14 protein-coding genes are annotated in these 16733 nt (G+C 59.5%); 11 read left to right on the top strand and 3 right to left on the bottom strand.

The window, feature by feature from the left end:
- Window positions 1–465: 465 nt before the first annotated feature.
- The 10 genes from HYPMC_RS12615 (at window position 466) to HYPMC_RS12660 (ending at window position 12047) form a co-directional block, all read left to right on the top strand.
- Window positions 466–2259 carry an APC family permease gene (locus HYPMC_RS12615; RefSeq protein ID WP_013948346.1) on the top strand — a complete coding sequence of 598 codons (1794 nt, stop codon included), beginning with the start codon at window positions 466–468 and terminating at the stop codon, window positions 2257–2259.
- 100 nt (window positions 2260–2359) lie between these two features.
- Window positions 2360–2962 carry a dimethylamine monooxygenase subunit DmmA family protein gene (locus HYPMC_RS12620; protein ID WP_013948347.1) on the top strand — a complete coding sequence of 201 codons (603 nt, stop codon included), beginning with the start codon at window positions 2360–2362 and terminating at the stop codon, window positions 2960–2962.
- The gene (locus HYPMC_RS12625; protein WP_013948348.1) at window positions 2959–3924 is read left to right on the top strand and encodes a PDR/VanB family oxidoreductase; all 966 of its coding nucleotides are present in this window, start codon (window positions 2959–2961) and stop codon (window positions 3922–3924) included. The genes HYPMC_RS12620 and HYPMC_RS12625 overlap by 4 nt, the downstream gene beginning before the upstream one ends.
- Window positions 3925–3960: 36 nt before the next feature.
- Complete coding sequence (locus tag HYPMC_RS12630) at window positions 3961–5001, top strand: DUF3445 domain-containing protein (RefSeq protein WP_013948349.1); 1041 nt, start codon at window positions 3961–3963, stop codon at window positions 4999–5001.
- A gap of 63 nt (window positions 5002–5064) precedes the next feature.
- Window positions 5065–6192, top strand: a complete 1128-nt coding sequence (locus HYPMC_RS12635; protein ID WP_013948350.1) for an aminomethyltransferase family protein — start codon at window positions 5065–5067, stop codon at window positions 6190–6192.
- A 54-nt stretch (window positions 6193–6246) separates the two neighbouring features.
- Window positions 6247–7611 (top strand): NAD(P)-binding domain-containing protein, encoded by a 1365-nt coding sequence (locus HYPMC_RS12640; RefSeq protein ID WP_013948351.1) that lies wholly within the window; start codon window positions 6247–6249, stop codon window positions 7609–7611.
- An 89-nt stretch (window positions 7612–7700) separates the two neighbouring features.
- Window positions 7701–10052 carry a DUF1989 domain-containing protein gene (locus HYPMC_RS12645; protein ID WP_013948352.1) on the top strand — a complete coding sequence of 784 codons (2352 nt, stop codon included), beginning with the start codon at window positions 7701–7703 and terminating at the stop codon, window positions 10050–10052.
- A 127-nt stretch (window positions 10053–10179) separates the two neighbouring features.
- Window positions 10180–11163, top strand: a complete 984-nt coding sequence (locus tag HYPMC_RS12650) for an MDR family oxidoreductase (protein WP_013948353.1) — start codon at window positions 10180–10182, stop codon at window positions 11161–11163.
- 31 nt (window positions 11164–11194) lie between these two features.
- Window positions 11195–11599 (top strand): tautomerase family protein, encoded by a 405-nt coding sequence (locus HYPMC_RS12655; RefSeq protein WP_013948354.1) that lies wholly within the window; start codon window positions 11195–11197, stop codon window positions 11597–11599.
- 76 nt (window positions 11600–11675) lie between these two features.
- On the top strand, window positions 11676–12047 hold the full coding sequence (locus HYPMC_RS12660) for a tRNA-binding protein (protein ID WP_024276117.1): 372 nt from the start codon (window positions 11676–11678) through the stop codon (window positions 12045–12047).
- A 157-nt stretch (window positions 12048–12204) separates the two neighbouring features.
- On the opposite strand, the gene HYPMC_RS12665 is transcribed toward HYPMC_RS12660, so the two are convergent.
- The 3 genes from HYPMC_RS12665 to HYPMC_RS12675 form a co-directional block, all read right to left on the bottom strand.
- On the bottom strand, window positions 12205–13968 hold the full coding sequence (locus HYPMC_RS12665) for a c-type cytochrome (RefSeq protein ID WP_013948356.1): 1764 nt from the start codon (window positions 13966–13968) through the stop codon (window positions 12205–12207).
- Between the two features lie 56 nt (window positions 13969–14024).
- Entirely contained in the window at window positions 14025–14996 is a 972-nt protein-coding gene (locus HYPMC_RS12670; protein WP_013948357.1) for an SMP-30/gluconolactonase/LRE family protein, read from the bottom strand.
- Between the two features lie 125 nt (window positions 14997–15121).
- Window positions 15122–15502, bottom strand: a complete 381-nt coding sequence (locus tag HYPMC_RS12675) for a hypothetical protein (protein WP_013948358.1) — start codon at window positions 15500–15502, stop codon at window positions 15122–15124.
- A 226-nt stretch (window positions 15503–15728) separates the two neighbouring features.
- Between HYPMC_RS12675 and HYPMC_RS12680 the strand changes: the two genes are divergently transcribed.
- On the top strand, window positions 15729–16724 hold the full coding sequence (locus tag HYPMC_RS12680) for a FecR domain-containing protein (protein ID WP_013948359.1): 996 nt from the start codon (window positions 15729–15731) through the stop codon (window positions 16722–16724).
- Window positions 16725–16733: the final 9 nt, after the last annotated feature.

The raw sequence follows: 16733 nt of genomic DNA on the forward strand, positions 1-16733 counted from the left end.
CCGAGGCTTGCTGGCTGCTGCGCTTCGCATCTCGATTGCGAAAATCCTTCGCTATCCCACTCCCATGACACAGCAATCGCTCTTTGTTGACCAAAATGCAACCGCATTTGACCAAAAATACCCAATTTGGTTTCGCAACTGCGATAACCGCGGTAACATCTAAGTATTGCGGTAAAATATGCTTTTTGTGCCTGCGAAATAGTCAATTAGCGTTTCTTGATGGTGATTTTTTTGACTTGCGGGTAATCCGCCTTCGCCTAACATGGCCACCGTTGGGCAATTGCGGTGTTTTCTGGTTTAAATTGGTTTCCGGACGTTTCGTCCGGTTGCATCAAACCAAGCCCGCGCCCGACGGCAGTCCGCCGCTCTTTCGGCTTCGATCGGCAAAGGCCCCCAAGGGCTTGAGCCGCGAAACCGGGAGGTGCTCGTTTTTCATCAACCGATAAGGCTCAATCGGGAGAGAACATGGCAACAGAAACGGGAACGCTTACTGCGGACGGGCCAAGCGCCACGTCCGGTCAACTTGTTAGGGCGATCGATTGGAGAGGTGCGTTTTGGGTCGCCAGCGGCGTCCCGGCTCTCGTCCTTTTCTCGATCGGCGGTATCGCGGGCGTTGCGGGAAAGGTCGCCTTTCTCGTGTGGTTCGTGTCGATGATCATGGGATTCATTCAATCCTTTACCTACGCAGAAATCGCCGGTCTCTTTCCGAACAAATCAGGCGGCGCTTCGGTCTACGGCGCGGCCGCCTGGGTGCGTTATTCCAAGCTCATCGCACCGCTCTCCGTCTGGTGTAACTGGTTTGCCTGGTCGCCCGTGCTGTCGCTCGGATGCTCCATTGCCGCCGCTTACATTCTCAACGCACTGGCTCCCATCCCGCCGGCAGATGCGCCGCAAGTGGCAGCCTGGATCAGTGCGCACGCAGGTTCGATCCCGGCCGATTCTCCGCGTATCGCCGAATGGCTTGCTGCCAACCACGGTAAGACCGCGGCCGATGCAATTAGCGCTTTGCTCTCGACGGATGCCATCGCGGCGCTGACGCCTGCAATTCGCAACTGGTCGGCGTTCCACGGCACGCTCGGACCGGTGTCGTTCTCGTTCAATGCCGCGTTCTTCATCGGCGCGGTCCTGATGCTGATTACCTTCGCCATTCAGCACCGGGGCATTCTCGGCACTGCAAACGTACAGAAATACATCGGCCTCGCGGTCATCATCCCGATGCTGATCGTCGGCGTCGTGCCGATCATCACCGGCCAGATCGACTGGTCGAACTTCACGCCTCTTGAACCCTTGAAAGCCGCGTATGCGCCGGACATGGGCTCTTGGGATATCGGCGGATGGACGCTGATCCTCGGCGCGATGTTCATCGCGGCGTGGTCAACCTACGGCTTCGAGACGGCGGTTTGCTACACGAGCGAGTTCCGCAATCCCGGCACCGACACGTTCAAGGCAATCTTCTATTCGGGTCTCCTCTGCCTCGTGCTCTTCACGCTGGTGCCCTTCACGTTCCAGGGCGTCCTCGGCTTGTCGGGCATGCTTGAGCCGTCGATCGTCGATGGTTCGGGCGTCGCGGCGGCAATGGCCAACATGGTGGGTCACGGCAGCGCGTTCGTCACGAACCTGCTCGTCATGCTCATGATCCTTGCCCTCATGCTCTGCCTGATGACGGCGATGGCGGGTTCCTCGCGCACGCTCTATCAGGGCTCGCGTGACGGCTGGCTGCCGCGTTACCTCAGCCACGTCAACGAGCACGGTGCACCGACGCGCGCGATGTGGACCGATCTCGTGATTAACCTCGCAGTCCTGGCGATTGCCTGCGCGGATGCCACGAGCTTCTTCTTCATCCTCGCCGTCTCGAACTGCGGTTACATCATCTTCAACTTCCTGAACCTCAACTCGGGCTGGCTGCATCGCATCGATAACGCCGACGTTCCGCGTCCGTGGCGGGCGCCGACGTGGGTGCTTGCCATCGGCGCGGTGTTCGCTTTCGTGAACGCCGTGTTCATGGGAGCAGGCGCGAAGGTGTGGAATCCGTCGGCTCTGTGGGCCGGCCTGTTCACGGCAGCGTTGATCATCCCGGTCTTCTGCTTCCGCCACTACGTGCAGGACAAAGGCGTTTTCCCGGCGCACATGCTGGAAGACCTCGGACTGCACGAAGCTGACTTCAAGAAAAAGAAAGCCGGCGCGCTGCCCTACATCGTGCTCGTAGCCGGTTTCCTTGTGGTCCTGGCTTCCAACTGGTTCTTCCAGTTGCCCGCCTAAAGAAAGAGCGGACCGGAGCGGTTCACATCGCCGCTCCGGTCTGGTCAAATCGCTTCCGGAAGTTTCCGGCAGGAAGCTTACCGGAATTAAGGAGCACTTGATGACGATCAGCACGAACAAAAGCCGTCCGATCTATCCGGGCCTCAGTCCGGACCTCAACGCCCGCAGCAACATCATCGTATGTGACAAGGGCGGCGCCGCCGCCGTCACAGAATTGTTTTCACGCGCCGACACCGCCTTTGCAAAGCGCACCACGGTGCTTCTTGCCGACACGCTGAGCGACGCTGACATGCAAACAGCGAAGTCCGAGCTCTCGCCGGCGACAATCGAATTTCTTCCCGCGCTTGCAGCAGCGATCACGCGGCTTCGCGTGCTGCTCGATGGGGCGCCGATGGGACTCCGGCTTTACGCCGCCGGAACGGAGCCGCTGATCGGCTCGGTCGTACAGGCCGCAGCCGACTATTCAATCGACCATCTCTCGATCCGGACAGAACACCGCGGCTCGCTGATGCGCCGCGTGCAATGCGTGCATTGCAAAGGCTTCATCGAGAACGTCACGACCAATCCCGTGACCTGCACACACTGTGGCCTGACGCTTCTCGTTCGTGACCACTATTCCCGCCGCCTCGCGGCATTCCAAGGCGTCTGCATCGACGCTGAAATTCCAGGCGATGTTCCACCGACGGAGGCACTTTATCAATGAGCGGTTCCCCTCTTCGCCGCGTCCGCGTTGCCGAGGTTGAGCAAGTCGCCGCCCGCATCAAGCGCTTTCGCTTAGTCGATATCGACAACGCGCCGCTTTCGGAATTCTCCGGCGGCTCGCACATTTCCGTCGTCATGCATTCGGGCGACCGCATGATGCGCAACCCCTACTCGTTGATGGGATCGCCGTTCGACACATCGAGCTACCAGATCAGCGTCCTGAATTGCGGCGCAGACTCGCGCGGCGGCTCGAAGTTCATGCACGAGAACGTCTCGGTCGGCACTGAGCTTGAGATCAGCGAGCCGCTCAATCTGTTTGCGCCCGTGAAGCTCGCGAAGAAGCACGTTCTTATTGCGGGCGGCATCGGCATTACGCCGTTCATGTCGATGATGAACGACCTCGACAGCCTGAAATCGAATTTCGAACTGCACTACGGCGTGCGTTCGCTCGAAGAAGGGGCCTACTGCAAATATCTGCAGTCGCGGTACGGCTCACGGGTGAACGTCTATCGCCAGGACCAAGGCCAGATGATCCCGCTCGAAAGCATCCTCGGCAATCAGCGGCTCGGCACGCACATGTACGCATGCGGTCCCAAGCCGATGATCGACTGGGCGCTGCAGACGGCGGAGCTGCTCGGTTGGCCTGCAGAAAACGTTCATTCCGAACAGTTCTCCGCCCCGCCGCCGGGCAAGCCGTTCATCGTCAAGCTCGCCAAATCCGGCCGCGAGATCATGGTCAAAGGCCATCAGAGCATTCTCGAAGCGCTCGAAGAACACGGCGTCGACGCACCATTCCTTTGCCGCGGCGGCGCCTGCGGCCAGTGCGAAACGGGCGTCGTCGCGTGCGACGGCTACATCGAGCACAACGACCACTTCCTGACCGAGCCCGAACGGGTCAGCGGCAAGAAGATCATGATCTGCATGTCTCGCATTCAAACCGGGTCGATCACACTCGACCTCTGACGGCATCTTTCAATTCGCATTCGGGGAGGCACCGGCATGGCGCTGACTTTCAAAGACGAGACGTTCCGGGACGATTTCACCTATAAGAACAGCCCGTCGACGATCCGTCGATTTCCGTTTCCGTTCATCGAAGACAAGTACCGCTATTCGGTGAACATCGAGCCGCACACGCCGGGCCCTAAGGGTTCGGTCTACGAGAACGCCTTCGACATTGACGAGCACTACGTCTCGGAAATGCGCGATCGGGCGATGGTGCTGCAGGAAGATCCAGGCCGCTGCCAGGCCTTGCCGCACATGATGACGGCGCAGTGGGACATGCTCGAACTGGTGATGGTTTCGCTTGCACGCGACTATCCCGATCTTTTCACGTTGCACCGGGACGGCGCGCACTGGCACTGGATCAACAAGCCGCTCAACATCGACCAGAAGTTCACGTTCGGTGAAGTCAACTCGCTGCCTTACGAACCGATGGAATATATCGGTCGTCAGGTGCAGGGCGATTTCTCGATCCAGGACCAGCGCGACAATCAGCTCTGGATGGATGCGGGCATCATTACCTCGCAGGCAGACTGGTCGCTCGATTTTGACGTCGGCATGAACTTCTTCGAATGGCACGGTCCCGTGCCACTGGCGCATGAAGCTGGCGTGTTCGAACGCGCGCTGAAATTCCTTTTGAACCTGCAAATCGGCAATCCGGTGCGCCGTCTCAACTGGACGATGACCGTCAATCCGCGTCTCGATACGAGTCCTGAGAACTATCCCAAGTGGGGAAAAGACCGGACAACGATCACGCCTGAGAACGTCGGAGAAAAATTGCATCTTCGCGTCGAGCTGCAGGGCCTGTTCCGGCTCCCGCGCTCGAACGCGATCCTGTTCTCCATCCGCGGCTATCTCATGAGCCTCGAACAGATCGCCACGGTTCCGAAGTGGGGCCGCCGTCTGCCGCGCGTGCTCAAGACGCTGCCGCCGGAGCTCATCGATTACAAAGGTCTCGTCCGTTATCGCCAGACCGCAATCGACTGGCTGGAGAAATACGATGACGGCGCGCCGACCTCGCCCGGCGGTGGCCCGGATTGAACCCTTCGTCCTCAAAGAAACGTCAGCCACAACCAGTTTAAAGACAGCCAAGAGGTAATGCTCATGTCACTCGCTCATCTGCCCCGGCAATCCATCCTCAACGATCGCCACCGGGCGAACGGAGCCGATCTGGATTCGGTTTCGTGGAACAACATGCCGCTGCCGCAGACCTATCAGACCGACCCCTATTTCGAGACCGAAGCCGTCCGCAACCGCGCAGGTCTGTTCGACGTCTCGTCGTTGCAGATCATCAACGTCTCGGGTCCGGATGCGCAGAAGCTTCTGAACTACATGCTGACGTCGGACCTCTCGAAGGCGAAGCCCGGCGACTCGCACATCTCCAATATCGTCAACGAAAACGGCGGACTAATCGACGACGTCCTCGTCTACGTCGACAGCCCGACGGAGTTCCGGCTCTCGCACGGCGCGGGCAAGCTCGAAGAAGTTCTGTTCTCGCTTGCGCCGAAGTACGACGTGAAGGTCGAGAAGGACGACGACGTTCACATTCTTGCGCTGCAGGGTCCGCTGTCGCTCGAAATCCTCGCGCCGCATACGCCGATGGATCTTGCTGCCCTCGGCTACTTCAAGCATGAGCCGACGACGCTGTTCGGCACGCCGGTGCGCCTGGCGCGCGGCGGCTATTCGGCTGAGCGCGGCTACGAAGTGTTCTGCAAAGCAGCCGACGCGCACAAGATGTGGGATTCCATTCTTGAGGCAGGCAAGGACAAAGGCCTCATTCCGGTTTCGTGGGCATGCCTCGATATCGTCCGCGTGGAAGGCGGCCTGTTGTTCTTCCCCTACGAAATGTCGAACGAAGACACGACGCCGTGGGAAGTTCGTGCCGACTGGACTGTCGATCTGTCCAAGCCGGATTTCATCGGCAAGAAGGCGCTGGAAGAAAAGAAGGGCAAGGAACGTTCGTTCGTGACTGGCCTTGAAGTCGATACCGATCGCGCTATCGAGCCCGGTGCGAAGATCACCGTCGACGGTAAGGAAGTCGGCGTCGTCACCAGCACGACCTACAGCAAGTATCTGATGAAATCGTTGGCAATGGCGCAGATCGAGCCGGCCTATACGAAGCTCGGAACGCAACTCGTCGTGCACGATAAGGGCGACTTCCCAGCGACCGTCGTTCGCATGCCGTTCTACGATCCGCTCCGTTTGCGCACGCATCCGCGCGAAGCGGCGTAACTCAATTTTCAACCAGGACTTGAACCCAAGTATTTGTCGGAAGGAAACCAACACATGGCAGAGCGTATCGCGATTATCGGCGCCGGCCCGAGCGGCATGGCAGTTTTGCGCGCATTCGAAAGCGCCCGGAAGAACGGCGCAGACATTCCGGAGATGGTCTGTTACGAGCGGCAGAAGGACTGCGGCGGCATCTGGAACTACACGTGGCGCACCGGCACCGACGAGTTCGGCGAGCCAGTTCATGCTTCGATGTATCGCTATCTGTGGTCGAACGGGCCGAAGGAAGCACTCGAATTCGCCGACTATTCTTTCGAAGAGCACTTCGGTCGGCCGATCCCGTCATTCCCGCCGCGCGCCGTGCTGCACGACTACATTAAGGGCCGCATCGAACGCAGCGGCATCATGCACTACATCAAGATGAGCCACACGGTTCGCTGGGTGAGCTACGACGAGACGACGCAGAAGTTCACGGTTTCCGTGAAGGATCTCGTCACCGACCAAATTTCGTCGTCGGAATTCGATTACGTCTTCTGCGGCAGCGGCCACTTCTCGACGCCGAACATTCCGGAATTTCCCGGCCTCACAAAGTTCCTCGGCCGTACGCTGCACTCGCACGACTTCCGCTCGGCGGATGAGTTTGCCGGCAAGGACGTGCTGTGCGTCGGCGCTAGCTACTCGTCGGAAGACATCGGCATTCAGTGCTACAAGTACGGCGCGAAGTCGGTGACGTTCTCCTACCGCACGCGGCCCATGGGCTTCAAATGGCCGGCGCGCATGGACGAGCGTCCGCTCCTTGAACGCGTGGAAGGCAAGACCGCCTTCTTCCAGGACGGCACGTCGAAGGATGTCGATGCGATCGTGCTGTGCACGGGCTATCTGCATCATCATCCGTTCATGGAAGATTCGCTGCGTCTCAAATCGCGCAACCGTCTCTATCCGCCGAACCTCTACAAGGGCATTTTCTGGATCGACAATCCGAAGCTGATGTACATCGGCATGCAGGATCAGTTCTACACATTCAACATGTTCGATGCTCAGGCTTGGTATGCCCGCGACGTCGTTCTCGGCCGCATCAAGCTGCCGCCGAAAGCCGATATGATCGACGACATCCACAAGTGGACGGAGATGGAAGAAGCCATTCCGGATGCAGAGGGCGCGATTGATTTCCAGACCGAATACATGCGCGATCTGCTCGCTCCGACCGACTATCCGCGCCTCGACGTCGACGCCGTGGCGAAGATGTTCAAGGAGTGGGAACACCACAAGATGGAAGACATCCTGACCTATCGTGACCGCTCGCACAAATCGGTGCTGACGGGCACGCAGGCGCCTGTCCATCATACGCCGTGGATGCGCGCACTTGATGACTCGATGGAAGCGTTCCTCAACCAGCCCGGAACGAAGATGGCTGCTGAGTAAGCCCTACTACGACACGCCAACGACCGATCGTGGACTGGCCGCAACGGAGCGGTCAGTCCACCGATCGTTTTCAGCGAGATGAGGACACCATGAGCGACAATGTTCTGACGTCCCCCGCACGACCCAAGCTTTTTGTTCCGGGCCAATCCTCACTGCTGCCCGGTGTCGAGCGTTATGTCTTGAAAGGTGGCGGCACGGCCGTCTACGAACTCGACAAGGGCGACCGCGTGGAAATCAGTCCGCTCGAAGGCGGACAGACCGTTGAGATCGCGGCTTTCGCACCGGGGGGAAAAAGTGATCTCGGCGCGATCGGCCTCAAAGGCGATGGAGCGCCCACCGGCATTCAAAAGGCGCTTGAATCCGACAGCGAGGATGCGCAGCGCGTTCGCTTCGGACTATTCCGGCGCGGCCTTGATCTCGGACGCGTCAAAGCTAAGCGCGTGCTTGGTCCAGATTCCGTTCCGGGCGACGTCGTTTCGCTGCAGGCTGAAAAACCGGTTCTCGTTGTTATCGGCGCACCGGCGGAGCCGATGATCGTCTGGGATCAGACGCCTGCGACCGACGTTCTTGTTTTCATTCAGCGCGCCAATCCGAAACTTCTGAACGAAGCAAGACTGCCCGATCCGATTGCCGAGCCGCGCCTCGACATTCGCATTAACATCGCAAGTGCGGAAAGCTTCGAGGTTCACGAAGGCGAGTACATTCAGATCATTGACGTCCAAGGCCGTCAGTGCTCCGACTTCCTAGCCTTCAACCGCAAAGAGCTCGACAGGGGCAATGTGCTTGGTCTCGACTCAACGACCACGCGCTCCATGACGGGCATGTCCTATCCGAAGCCTGGCCTGTTCTCGAAGTTCTTCGACCGCGATCGCAATCCTCTCGTCGAGGTCGTGCAGGACACAGTCGGACGGCACGACACGTTCAACCTCGCGTGCACGACGCGTTACTATGAAGATATGGGCTACTTCGGTCATCCGAACTGCTCGGACAACTTCAACGAGGCGCTGAAGGATTATCAGATCGGCAGCTATAAAGGCTGGCCCGCAATCAACTTCTTTTTCAACACCAACGTCGACTGCCATAACAACATATGGTCCGATGAACCGTGGTCGCGTCCAGGCGACTACGTGATGATGCGTGCGCTGACGGATCTCGTCTGCGGCACATCCTCCTGCCCGGCCGACATCGACCCGTCGAACGGCTGGAACCTCACTGAAATCCACGTTCGGGTCTACCCGAAGGACACCCCGTTCAAGCGCTCGATCGGATACAGAATGGCACCGGATGCTCCCATGCAGCTGACAAGAGAATCGGGATTTCACCCGCGCACGTCAGCCCTCACCCGCAACTTCGGCGACTATCGCGGCTTCTGGGTACCGCACTGCTACGCCAACGCCGGGGCCATTGAAGAATATTGGGCATGCCGCGAGCGGGCAGTCATCATGGACCTGTCGCCGCTGCGCAAGATGGAAGTACTCGGGCCGGATGCTGAGCAGTTCCTCAACGGCATCATCACGCGCGACGTGCGCAAGCTTGCAGTCGGTCAGATTTACTATACGCCGATGTGCTATGAGCACGGCGGCATGGTGGACGACGGCACGCTGTTCCGCTTGGGCGAAAACAACTTCCGCTGGATCGGTGGCGACGACGCGAGCCTCATCTGGCTGAAAGAACAGCTGGCGAAGACGAGCTACAAAGTAAACCTCAAGACAGCGACCAACGAACTCAATAACGTCGCCGTCCAAGGGCCGAAGTCGCGCGAGATCCTGGCGTCGATCGTCGAGACGGCGCCGAGCCGGCCGACGATGCAGGAGCTTGGGGTCTTCCGCTTCACAATCGGACGCATCGGCGGCGTTGCGGGCATTCCGGTGCTCGTGTCACGCACGGGCTATACCGGCGAACTCGGCTACGAGGTGTTCTGCCATCCGAAAGATGCGCCTGCGGTTTGGGATGCGATCATGACTGCGGGCGCGCCATTCAAGATCCAGCCGTTCGGTTTCGACGCGCTCGATATGGTGCGCATCGAAGCGGGCCTCGTGTTTGGTGGACATGACTTCGACTCGACGACCGATCCACTCGAAGCCGGCATCAGCTTTACGGTGCCGACAAAGAAGGAAGACGACTATATTGGCAAGGCCGCTATTGAGAACCGCCGCGCACATCCGCTGCGCAAACTGGTCGGTCTCGAAATCGAGGGCAACGAGAAGCCGTCGCACGGCGACCCAGTGTACATCGGCCGGGCACAGATTGGTATCGTGACGAGCGCGATGCGCTCGCCTCTATTGAAGAAGACGTTGGCGTTCGCACGTATCGAAGCCGTTCACGCCGCCAACGACACGGCCGTTGAAATCGGCCGCCTCGATGGCTTGCAGAAGCGCTTCAAGGCGAAAGTCGTGCCGTTCCCGTTCTACGATCCAAAGAAAGAACGCGTCCGGATGTGAAGCGCCACGCATAGCACGCATGCAAAACGCGGTTGGGATCACTCCCGGCCGCGTTTTTTAGGCCGTCCGTGTTGCGTCTCCCGTCTTCGAGGGCTAAACGCCCCGTAGCTCTGAGGAGAAGACATCGATGTTCAAAGCCATTCTCATTGAAAAAAGCAGCGAGCACTCAGGGCCCCGCCTCGCAGATGTCGACAAAGCGGCGCTGCCAGACGGCGAGGTAACTGTCCGCATCAGCCATTCGACGCTGAACTACAAGGACGGCCTTGCGATCACCGGCAAAATGCCGATCGTTCGCAGCTTCCCGATGGTACCCGGCATTGATTTCGCGGGCATCGTCGAAGACAGCGCAAACCCGCGCTTCAAAAAGGGCGAAGCGGTGCTTCTCAACGGCTTCGGCGTCGGCGAGAACCACTGGGGCGGCCTCACCGAATATGCGCGCGTCAAAAGCGATTGGCTAATCCCGCTTCCGCCGGGCATGACCGCCGCGCGCGCGATGGCGCTCGGCACTGCCGGATATACGGCGATGTTGTGCGTCATGGCGCTCGAGCGCCAAGGCGTGACGCCGGCGAAGGGCGAAGTGATCGTGACGGGGGCCGCTGGCGGCGTCGGCGGCGTTGCGGTGCTTCTTCTTTCGCGCCTTGGATACGAGGTCGCAGCCTCCACGGGCCGCATCGGAGAATCCGACTACCTCAGAGGCCTCGGCGCAAAAACGATCATCGACCGCAACGAACTGTCCTCACCCGGCCGCCCGCTGCAGAAGGCGCGATGGGCAGGCGCCGTCGACAGCGTCGGAAGTCACACCCTCGCAAACGTCTGTGCGCAAACAAAAGACGAAGGTGTCGTGACCGCCTGCGGCCTCGCGCAGGGGATGGATTTTCCTGCAACCGTCGCGCCGTTCATCCTGCGCGGGGTGACGCTTGTCGGCATCAACTCGGTCTACCGTTCGATTGCTGACCGCATCGAAGCCTGGAACCGTCTCACCGACGAGATCGACTTTGCCAAGCTCGATGCCATGACCAAGACAATTCCGCTTTCTGCTGCGATCGATGCCGCTCGCGATCTCATCGACGGCAAGATCCGCGGGCGCGTCGTCATCGACGTTTCCCGCTAGTTCCCTCCCTCCGCTTCGCAAGGATACCGCAATGCCCCTTCTTCGCTTCGACCTCATCAAAGGACGCACCGACGCCGAGCTTGCCTCACTGCTCGATGCTGCACATGACGCGATGCTCGAAGCCTTCAAGGTTCCGGTGCGCGACCGCTATCAGATCGTGCACGAGCACGAGCCAAGCCGCGTCCGCATTGAGGATACGGGCCTCGACATTCCGCGCACAGACAAGGTTGTTCTGGTCTCCGTGACGACGCGGCCTCGCACAACAGAGGAAAAGACGACGTTCTATCGCCTGCTGACCGAAGCGCTGTCGAAGCGTTGCGGCATCGCGCCGAGCGACGTGATGGTGAACTTCGTCACCAATACCGACGCCGACTGGTCGTTCGGCAATGGCGAGGCGCAATTTTTGACGGGCAAGCTCGGCGGCAAGCCGAAATAACAACTTCACGTCGCCCCCCTCATCTTAGCCCCCTCCCCGCGCGGGAGAAGGAATGAGAAGAACGAAAGGTACCGGAATGCATCTCGTGCACGATCCGAATGCGCCGGCGTCTCCTGCGATCACGTTCGATCAGTTTCTGACGGTCGATATTCGCGTCGGCACCGTGGTCGCAGCCGAGCCTTATCCGGAAGCGAAAAAACCGGCATTGAAACTGAAGATCGACTTCGGCGACGGCATCGGCATCAAGCAATCGAGTGCGCAGATCACGCGACACTACGATTGCGAGACGCTGATCGGGCGACAGGTGGCGGCGGTCGTGAATTTTCCGCCGCGCCAGATCGGCAAGTTCATGTCGGAAGTGCTGACGCTCGGCTTTCCCGACACAAACGGCGAAGTCGTGCTGTTCGCGCCCGACATCAAAGTGCCGAACGGGGCGCGGCTTTTCTAGACACGTCGTCCTCGAATGCGTGAGCATCGACAGCGCATTTGAGCATCCAACATAAAGTTCATCGGAGACGCCTATGTTTCGCGCCTCCGGCGAGGCTCACGCTGGATCCCCGGCCTTCGACGCGCCATTCGTCGCGCCCGGCCGGGGATGACGCAATCTATTTCTTCACATGCCCAATTGCCCACACATAGGCGGTGACGGCGTCCACCTGTGCATCAGTTAAGTCCACACCGCCTTTCGGTGGCATGGCGCCGGCGTGCTCTTTCGGCGTTTCGACGCCGTCCAGGATCGTCTTCTTGAGACCTGCAAGGCTACCGTCGCTCCAGAGCCATTTGCCGGCCGTCAAATCGGCGCCGACGGGACTGCCGACACCGCCCGCACCGTGGCAGCCTGCACACGTTGCGCCGGCTTCCTCGCCGTCGAAGATCTTCTTGCCGAGCGCGACTTGGTCGGCAGTCGCACCAGGCGGAACGGGAAGCGATGCCGCAACGCCTGCATCCGGATGAATGCCTTCCGGCGGCAGGACGTTCTTGTCGCCCGATGCCTGAGCCTGCACTTCGGGTGCGGCCTCAAGCTCTTTCGCGTTCGGATCGCCGACGTACGTGATGCGCCAGATGCGACCGGCGACGTCGTCCGAAACGTACAGCGCACCATCGGGTGCAACCGCGAGACCCGATGGACGGTGCGGCGCGCTGCCCGGATTTTTCTGGGTTCCCGCGAAGCCATCGGCGAAGACGATGAAGTTGCCCGTCGTCTTGCCGTCAGCGAACGGTTGGAAGACGACGTTGTAGCCACCCTGCGGACCTGGTGCGCGATTCCATGAGCCATGAAACGCAATGAACATGCCGCCGCGATAAGGCTCGGAGAATGCTGTCGCCTTGTAGATCTTCATGTCGTTCGGCGCCCAGTGAGCTGGGAAGACTGCAACGGGGCCGAGCTTGTCGGCACAAACGCCGACGGTCTTGCCGCCATCACCGCCGTATTCCGGCGCAAGGACAAGCTTCTTCTGGAAGCCGTCGTAATAGCAGTGCGGCCAGCCGTAATCACCGCCCGCTTTCAGTTCGACTACTTCTTCGGCCGGCAGATCGAAGCCCTGCTGCGCGGTATAGAGCTCGGGCCAATCTTCATGTAGCTGATCGCGGCCGTGCTGGGTGACGTAGAGCCTGCCCGCGGCATCGAAGTCGAAGCCTTCGCCATTGCGGATACCCGTCGCATAGCGCTCGGCGGGCGAAAATTTCTGATCGAGCTTGTTGGCGTCATACTTCCAGATGCCGGCGCGCGTCTCCTGCTCGATGCATGGCTCGTGGCCTTTCGAGTGCGGCATGCGATTTTTGATTTCGCATGTGTTCGTCGCCGAACCCATCTCTACGAAGAGGTTGCCATTTGCGTCGATGATGAATCCATGCATCGGATGATCGCCGGTGATCGGCATGCCCGACAGCACCGTTTCACCCTTGCCTTCCGGCGCGATCTCGCCGTCCTTCAGCGGATAGCGAACGATGCGATCGTTGATCTCGGCGTAAACGTAATTCTTATAGAGATAGATGCCGGTGCCGCCGTGGCCGCCTTCGGCCTGCGTTTCGCCGAAGCGCTTGATGACATCGGCCTTGCCAGTGCCTTTGCTATCCTTCAGCGCGACGAGAAAACCGCCCGGAGGCAAATCGTTGTTCTGATAGTAGCGTCCGCTCCACGTGTTGACATAGAGCGTACCGTCTTGTGACACGGCCATCTGGCGGGCATGGCCGACTTTGTCGGCGAAGATCGAAGCGCAGAAACCTTTCGGCAGACTGAGGCCGCCATTGTCTCCCGGACATTCGGCGGCACGCGACGATGTCGCCCCGACAAATGGTATGGCGAGCGCGAGCACAAACGCCATCGGTGCTGCAGACACCCATGTGCGTACGGTTGCAACAGGTTGCATGTTCATTCTCCTGGAAGTCCGACTGGAAGCCGAGGCCCATGAAGCCTCGGCGGTATTTACTTGCCGAGAGGAACCGGCACGGCCTGGAACGGCAGTTTCGGCGGTCCGTTCTCTTTGGCGCCGAAGAGATGTGCGAGTTGGCCCTCGCCGACCCAGACCGTATCGCCCACCCTCGCAACCGATGTCGGTCCGCTGAGGCCATCCTTCAAGGTTTCGATATCGACTTTATCACCGTTGACCGTCACGCGATCGACAGTGCCGCCACCTTCGGCCATCAGGAACGTGTTACCGTCGAGCGGACGGAGCGCATCAGGGTTCTGAATGGGCCTGGATGTTTCAAGCTTTGTGACGCTTCCCGGTGCGCCATTCTTCAACGTGACACGAAAGAATTCGTTGCCGCCATAGGTGTTGACGTAAAGATTGCCATCGCTGCCGAACGCAATGCCGTCAAGCCCCGCTCCGTTTTTCGGCGCGAGCAGATCGTTTTCGAGCCAGACATCAAGTTCCTTGGCGCCGGGCTTCAGGCGCAGGATTTGCGGTGCAGCCGTGTTCGTTACGTACATCGTGCCGTCAGATGCAATCACCATGTCGTTGCAGACATGGGCCTTGCCGGGAAATGCGGCGCTGAATTTCCCCTCCCCCGTCTTCAGATCGAAACCCTTCAGGTAAGCGCCGGGAACCGTGCTGGGTCCCGGGACGCCCATCGCCGATATGTCGTTTGAACAGACCCAGAGCGTGTTGGTTTTTTCGTCAACCAGAACGCCGAATGTGTTGCGCGTGCCGAATGCGCCAGGCTTGATCCACATCTCTGCTTTGGATTCGCCGGGCTTAACGCGCGCGACACCGCCTGACGCGATGCTGCTGATATAGATCGTGCCGTCAGACGACGCCGACATACTTTCCGGATAAGCTTGATCGCCGGGTATCTCGATCGGCTTCATGTCCCCTGCCATCGCCGAAGCAGCGACAGCAGATGAACAAACGATGGCGAGGGCTGCGAGACAGCCCTTTGGCTTCCGTGACCTCATGCTTCCTCCAAGGCGCCTTGGCGTTTCCATTCGGAACGCGCATTTTTATTTAAATTATACTCGACATTTATATCAGCTAGAACGAGCCGCTTAACAAAAAACGCAAATCGTCGAAGAACGATCCCTCAGTGGGTGAGCAATTCGACTTCCTTTTGTGCAGCCATCGCCAGCGATTCCGACATTTCGTCTGCTTTCTTTCGCGGCAAGGAGAAGCTGACACCGAAGCCGTCCGAGGTCTTCAAGGTCACGATCAAGAGAGACGGATCGAGCGCCTGCTCAACCAACCATGACGCCAGCGGATACGTGAAACGGCAGCTCGCATCGCCATATTGGACTTGGATCGCAGCATCGATGAGGTTCGGCAACGACATGGCCAGCATTCCGAGCTGCGCCACCTGAAGATTGACGGCCGCGGGCATTCCCTTCGTATCAACGACATGAAGCGTCACGCTGCGGCCGTCTGTTTCAACGTTGAATTGCGTCAGATCCTGCACGTCGATGCGCATGCGCCGCTTCCCATACGTCGTTCAGCTACGATTGATGGCTGCTTCCGTTATAGTCTTTCAACTATTTCGAATCCATCGCAATCTCGCGGCTCCCGGTGGACGAAAACCGCGTGTCACCTCCGGCACAGCAGTTTCGCAAACTTCGGCATAAACGAGCGGACGCTGCGCAACTGTGGTATTCAGCAAGCGCATAGCGTTTCGGATTCATTGATCCTGGAGCCGTGACATGCCGCGATCTTCGTTGATGTCGTTTGCATTCGCCTTCACCGCAGTGAGTGCCGGTTCGCTGGCGGCTTTTTCTTTGCCGGCATTCGCGGCATCCGGAGATCGGATCGGCGATGCGGTCGTGATCACCAACATCGTCATGGCGGATTTCGCCAAAGAAGAGCGTCGCCTCGCGCGCGGCGACGATGTCCGGCAGGACGAGATCATTGAGGTCAACACCGACGCTCAAGGCGAGTTCAAGCTCGACGACGACACGAAGCTCGCGCTCGGCCCCGGCTCTCGCCTCGTGCTCGACAGGTTCGTCTACGACAGCGACAAGAAATCCGGCTCGATCATCCTGAACATGGCGAAGGGCGCCTTCCGCTTCATTACCGGCGTCGCGACGAAGCCAACCTATATCATCAACACGCCGAATGCATCGATCACCGTCCGCGGGACCATCTTCGACGTTTACGTATTGCCGGACAAATCGGTGTGGGTGCTGCTGCATGAAGGCGCCATCGAAGCGACCGGAAAGAGAAACGTGTGCCGCGTGCTCGACCGTCCGGGCCAGATGATGCACATCGGCGCGAACGGCGCCGTGACCGGGCCGTTCAACTGGTCGAAAATGCCGGATAGTAAAGCGGTTGCGTTCGACACCGCGTTCCCGTTCGTGATCAACACGCCGTCGATCGATCCTAATCCGCTGCTGTCACGCGCGCAGATCATCGAAGCGAACTTTGCGGACGAGCCGGATCAGAAGTGCCTCAATCCGCACCTGCAGATCATCCCGACCAAGCCGATCAAGACGAAGAAGGCTGAGAAGCCCAGAAAGACGCCGCCGAAGAAGAAGGTCGCAACGCGCAAGCCGAGGAATGGTGACGGCGCGTACGGTGGCGGCTGCGATGGATGCATGACCGGAATGGGCATCGCCATCGGCGGCGGCATGGGCGGATTCGGTGGCGGCCGTCGCGGCGGATCCGATGGCGGTGGGTATGGCGGCAATCGCGGCCGTTGAGCAGGAGCG

This window comes from Hyphomicrobium sp. MC1, assembly GCF_000253295.1.
In the GTDB taxonomy this organism is placed as follows: Bacteria; Pseudomonadota; Alphaproteobacteria; order Rhizobiales; family Hyphomicrobiaceae; genus Hyphomicrobium_B.

Excerpts from the sequence above, each read along its gene's own strand:
- HYPMC_RS12635 (WP_013948350.1), top strand. The coding sequence starts at position 5,065 with ATGTCACTCGCTCATCTGCCCCGGCAATCCATCCTCAACGATCGCCAC.
- HYPMC_RS12620 (WP_013948347.1), top strand. The coding sequence starts at position 2,360 with ATGACGATCAGCACGAACAAAAGCCGTCCGATCTATCCGGGCCTCAGT.
- HYPMC_RS12640 (WP_013948351.1), top strand. The coding sequence starts at position 6,247 with ATGGCAGAGCGTATCGCGATTATCGGCGCCGGCCCGAGCGGCATGGCA.
- HYPMC_RS12670 (WP_013948357.1), bottom strand. The coding sequence starts at position 14,996 with ATGAGGTCACGGAAGCCAAAGGGCTGTCTCGCAGCCCTCGCCATCGTT.
- HYPMC_RS12655 (WP_013948354.1), top strand. The coding sequence starts at position 11,195 with ATGCCCCTTCTTCGCTTCGACCTCATCAAAGGACGCACCGACGCCGAG.
- HYPMC_RS12650 (WP_013948353.1), top strand. The coding sequence starts at position 10,180 with ATGTTCAAAGCCATTCTCATTGAAAAAAGCAGCGAGCACTCAGGGCCC.
- HYPMC_RS12675 (WP_013948358.1), bottom strand. The coding sequence starts at position 15,502 with ATGCGCATCGACGTGCAGGATCTGACGCAATTCAACGTTGAAACAGAC.
- HYPMC_RS12630 (WP_013948349.1), top strand. The coding sequence starts at position 3,961 with ATGGCGCTGACTTTCAAAGACGAGACGTTCCGGGACGATTTCACCTAT.
- HYPMC_RS12645 (WP_013948352.1), top strand. The coding sequence starts at position 7,701 with ATGAGCGACAATGTTCTGACGTCCCCCGCACGACCCAAGCTTTTTGTT.
- HYPMC_RS12660 (WP_024276117.1), top strand. The coding sequence starts at position 11,676 with ATGCATCTCGTGCACGATCCGAATGCGCCGGCGTCTCCTGCGATCACG.
- HYPMC_RS12680 (WP_013948359.1), top strand. The coding sequence starts at position 15,729 with ATGCCGCGATCTTCGTTGATGTCGTTTGCATTCGCCTTCACCGCAGTG.
- HYPMC_RS12665 (WP_013948356.1), bottom strand. The coding sequence starts at position 13,968 with ATGCAACCTGTTGCAACCGTACGCACATGGGTGTCTGCAGCACCGATG.
- HYPMC_RS12625 (WP_013948348.1), top strand. The coding sequence starts at position 2,959 with ATGAGCGGTTCCCCTCTTCGCCGCGTCCGCGTTGCCGAGGTTGAGCAA.
- HYPMC_RS12615 (WP_013948346.1), top strand. The coding sequence starts at position 466 with ATGGCAACAGAAACGGGAACGCTTACTGCGGACGGGCCAAGCGCCACG.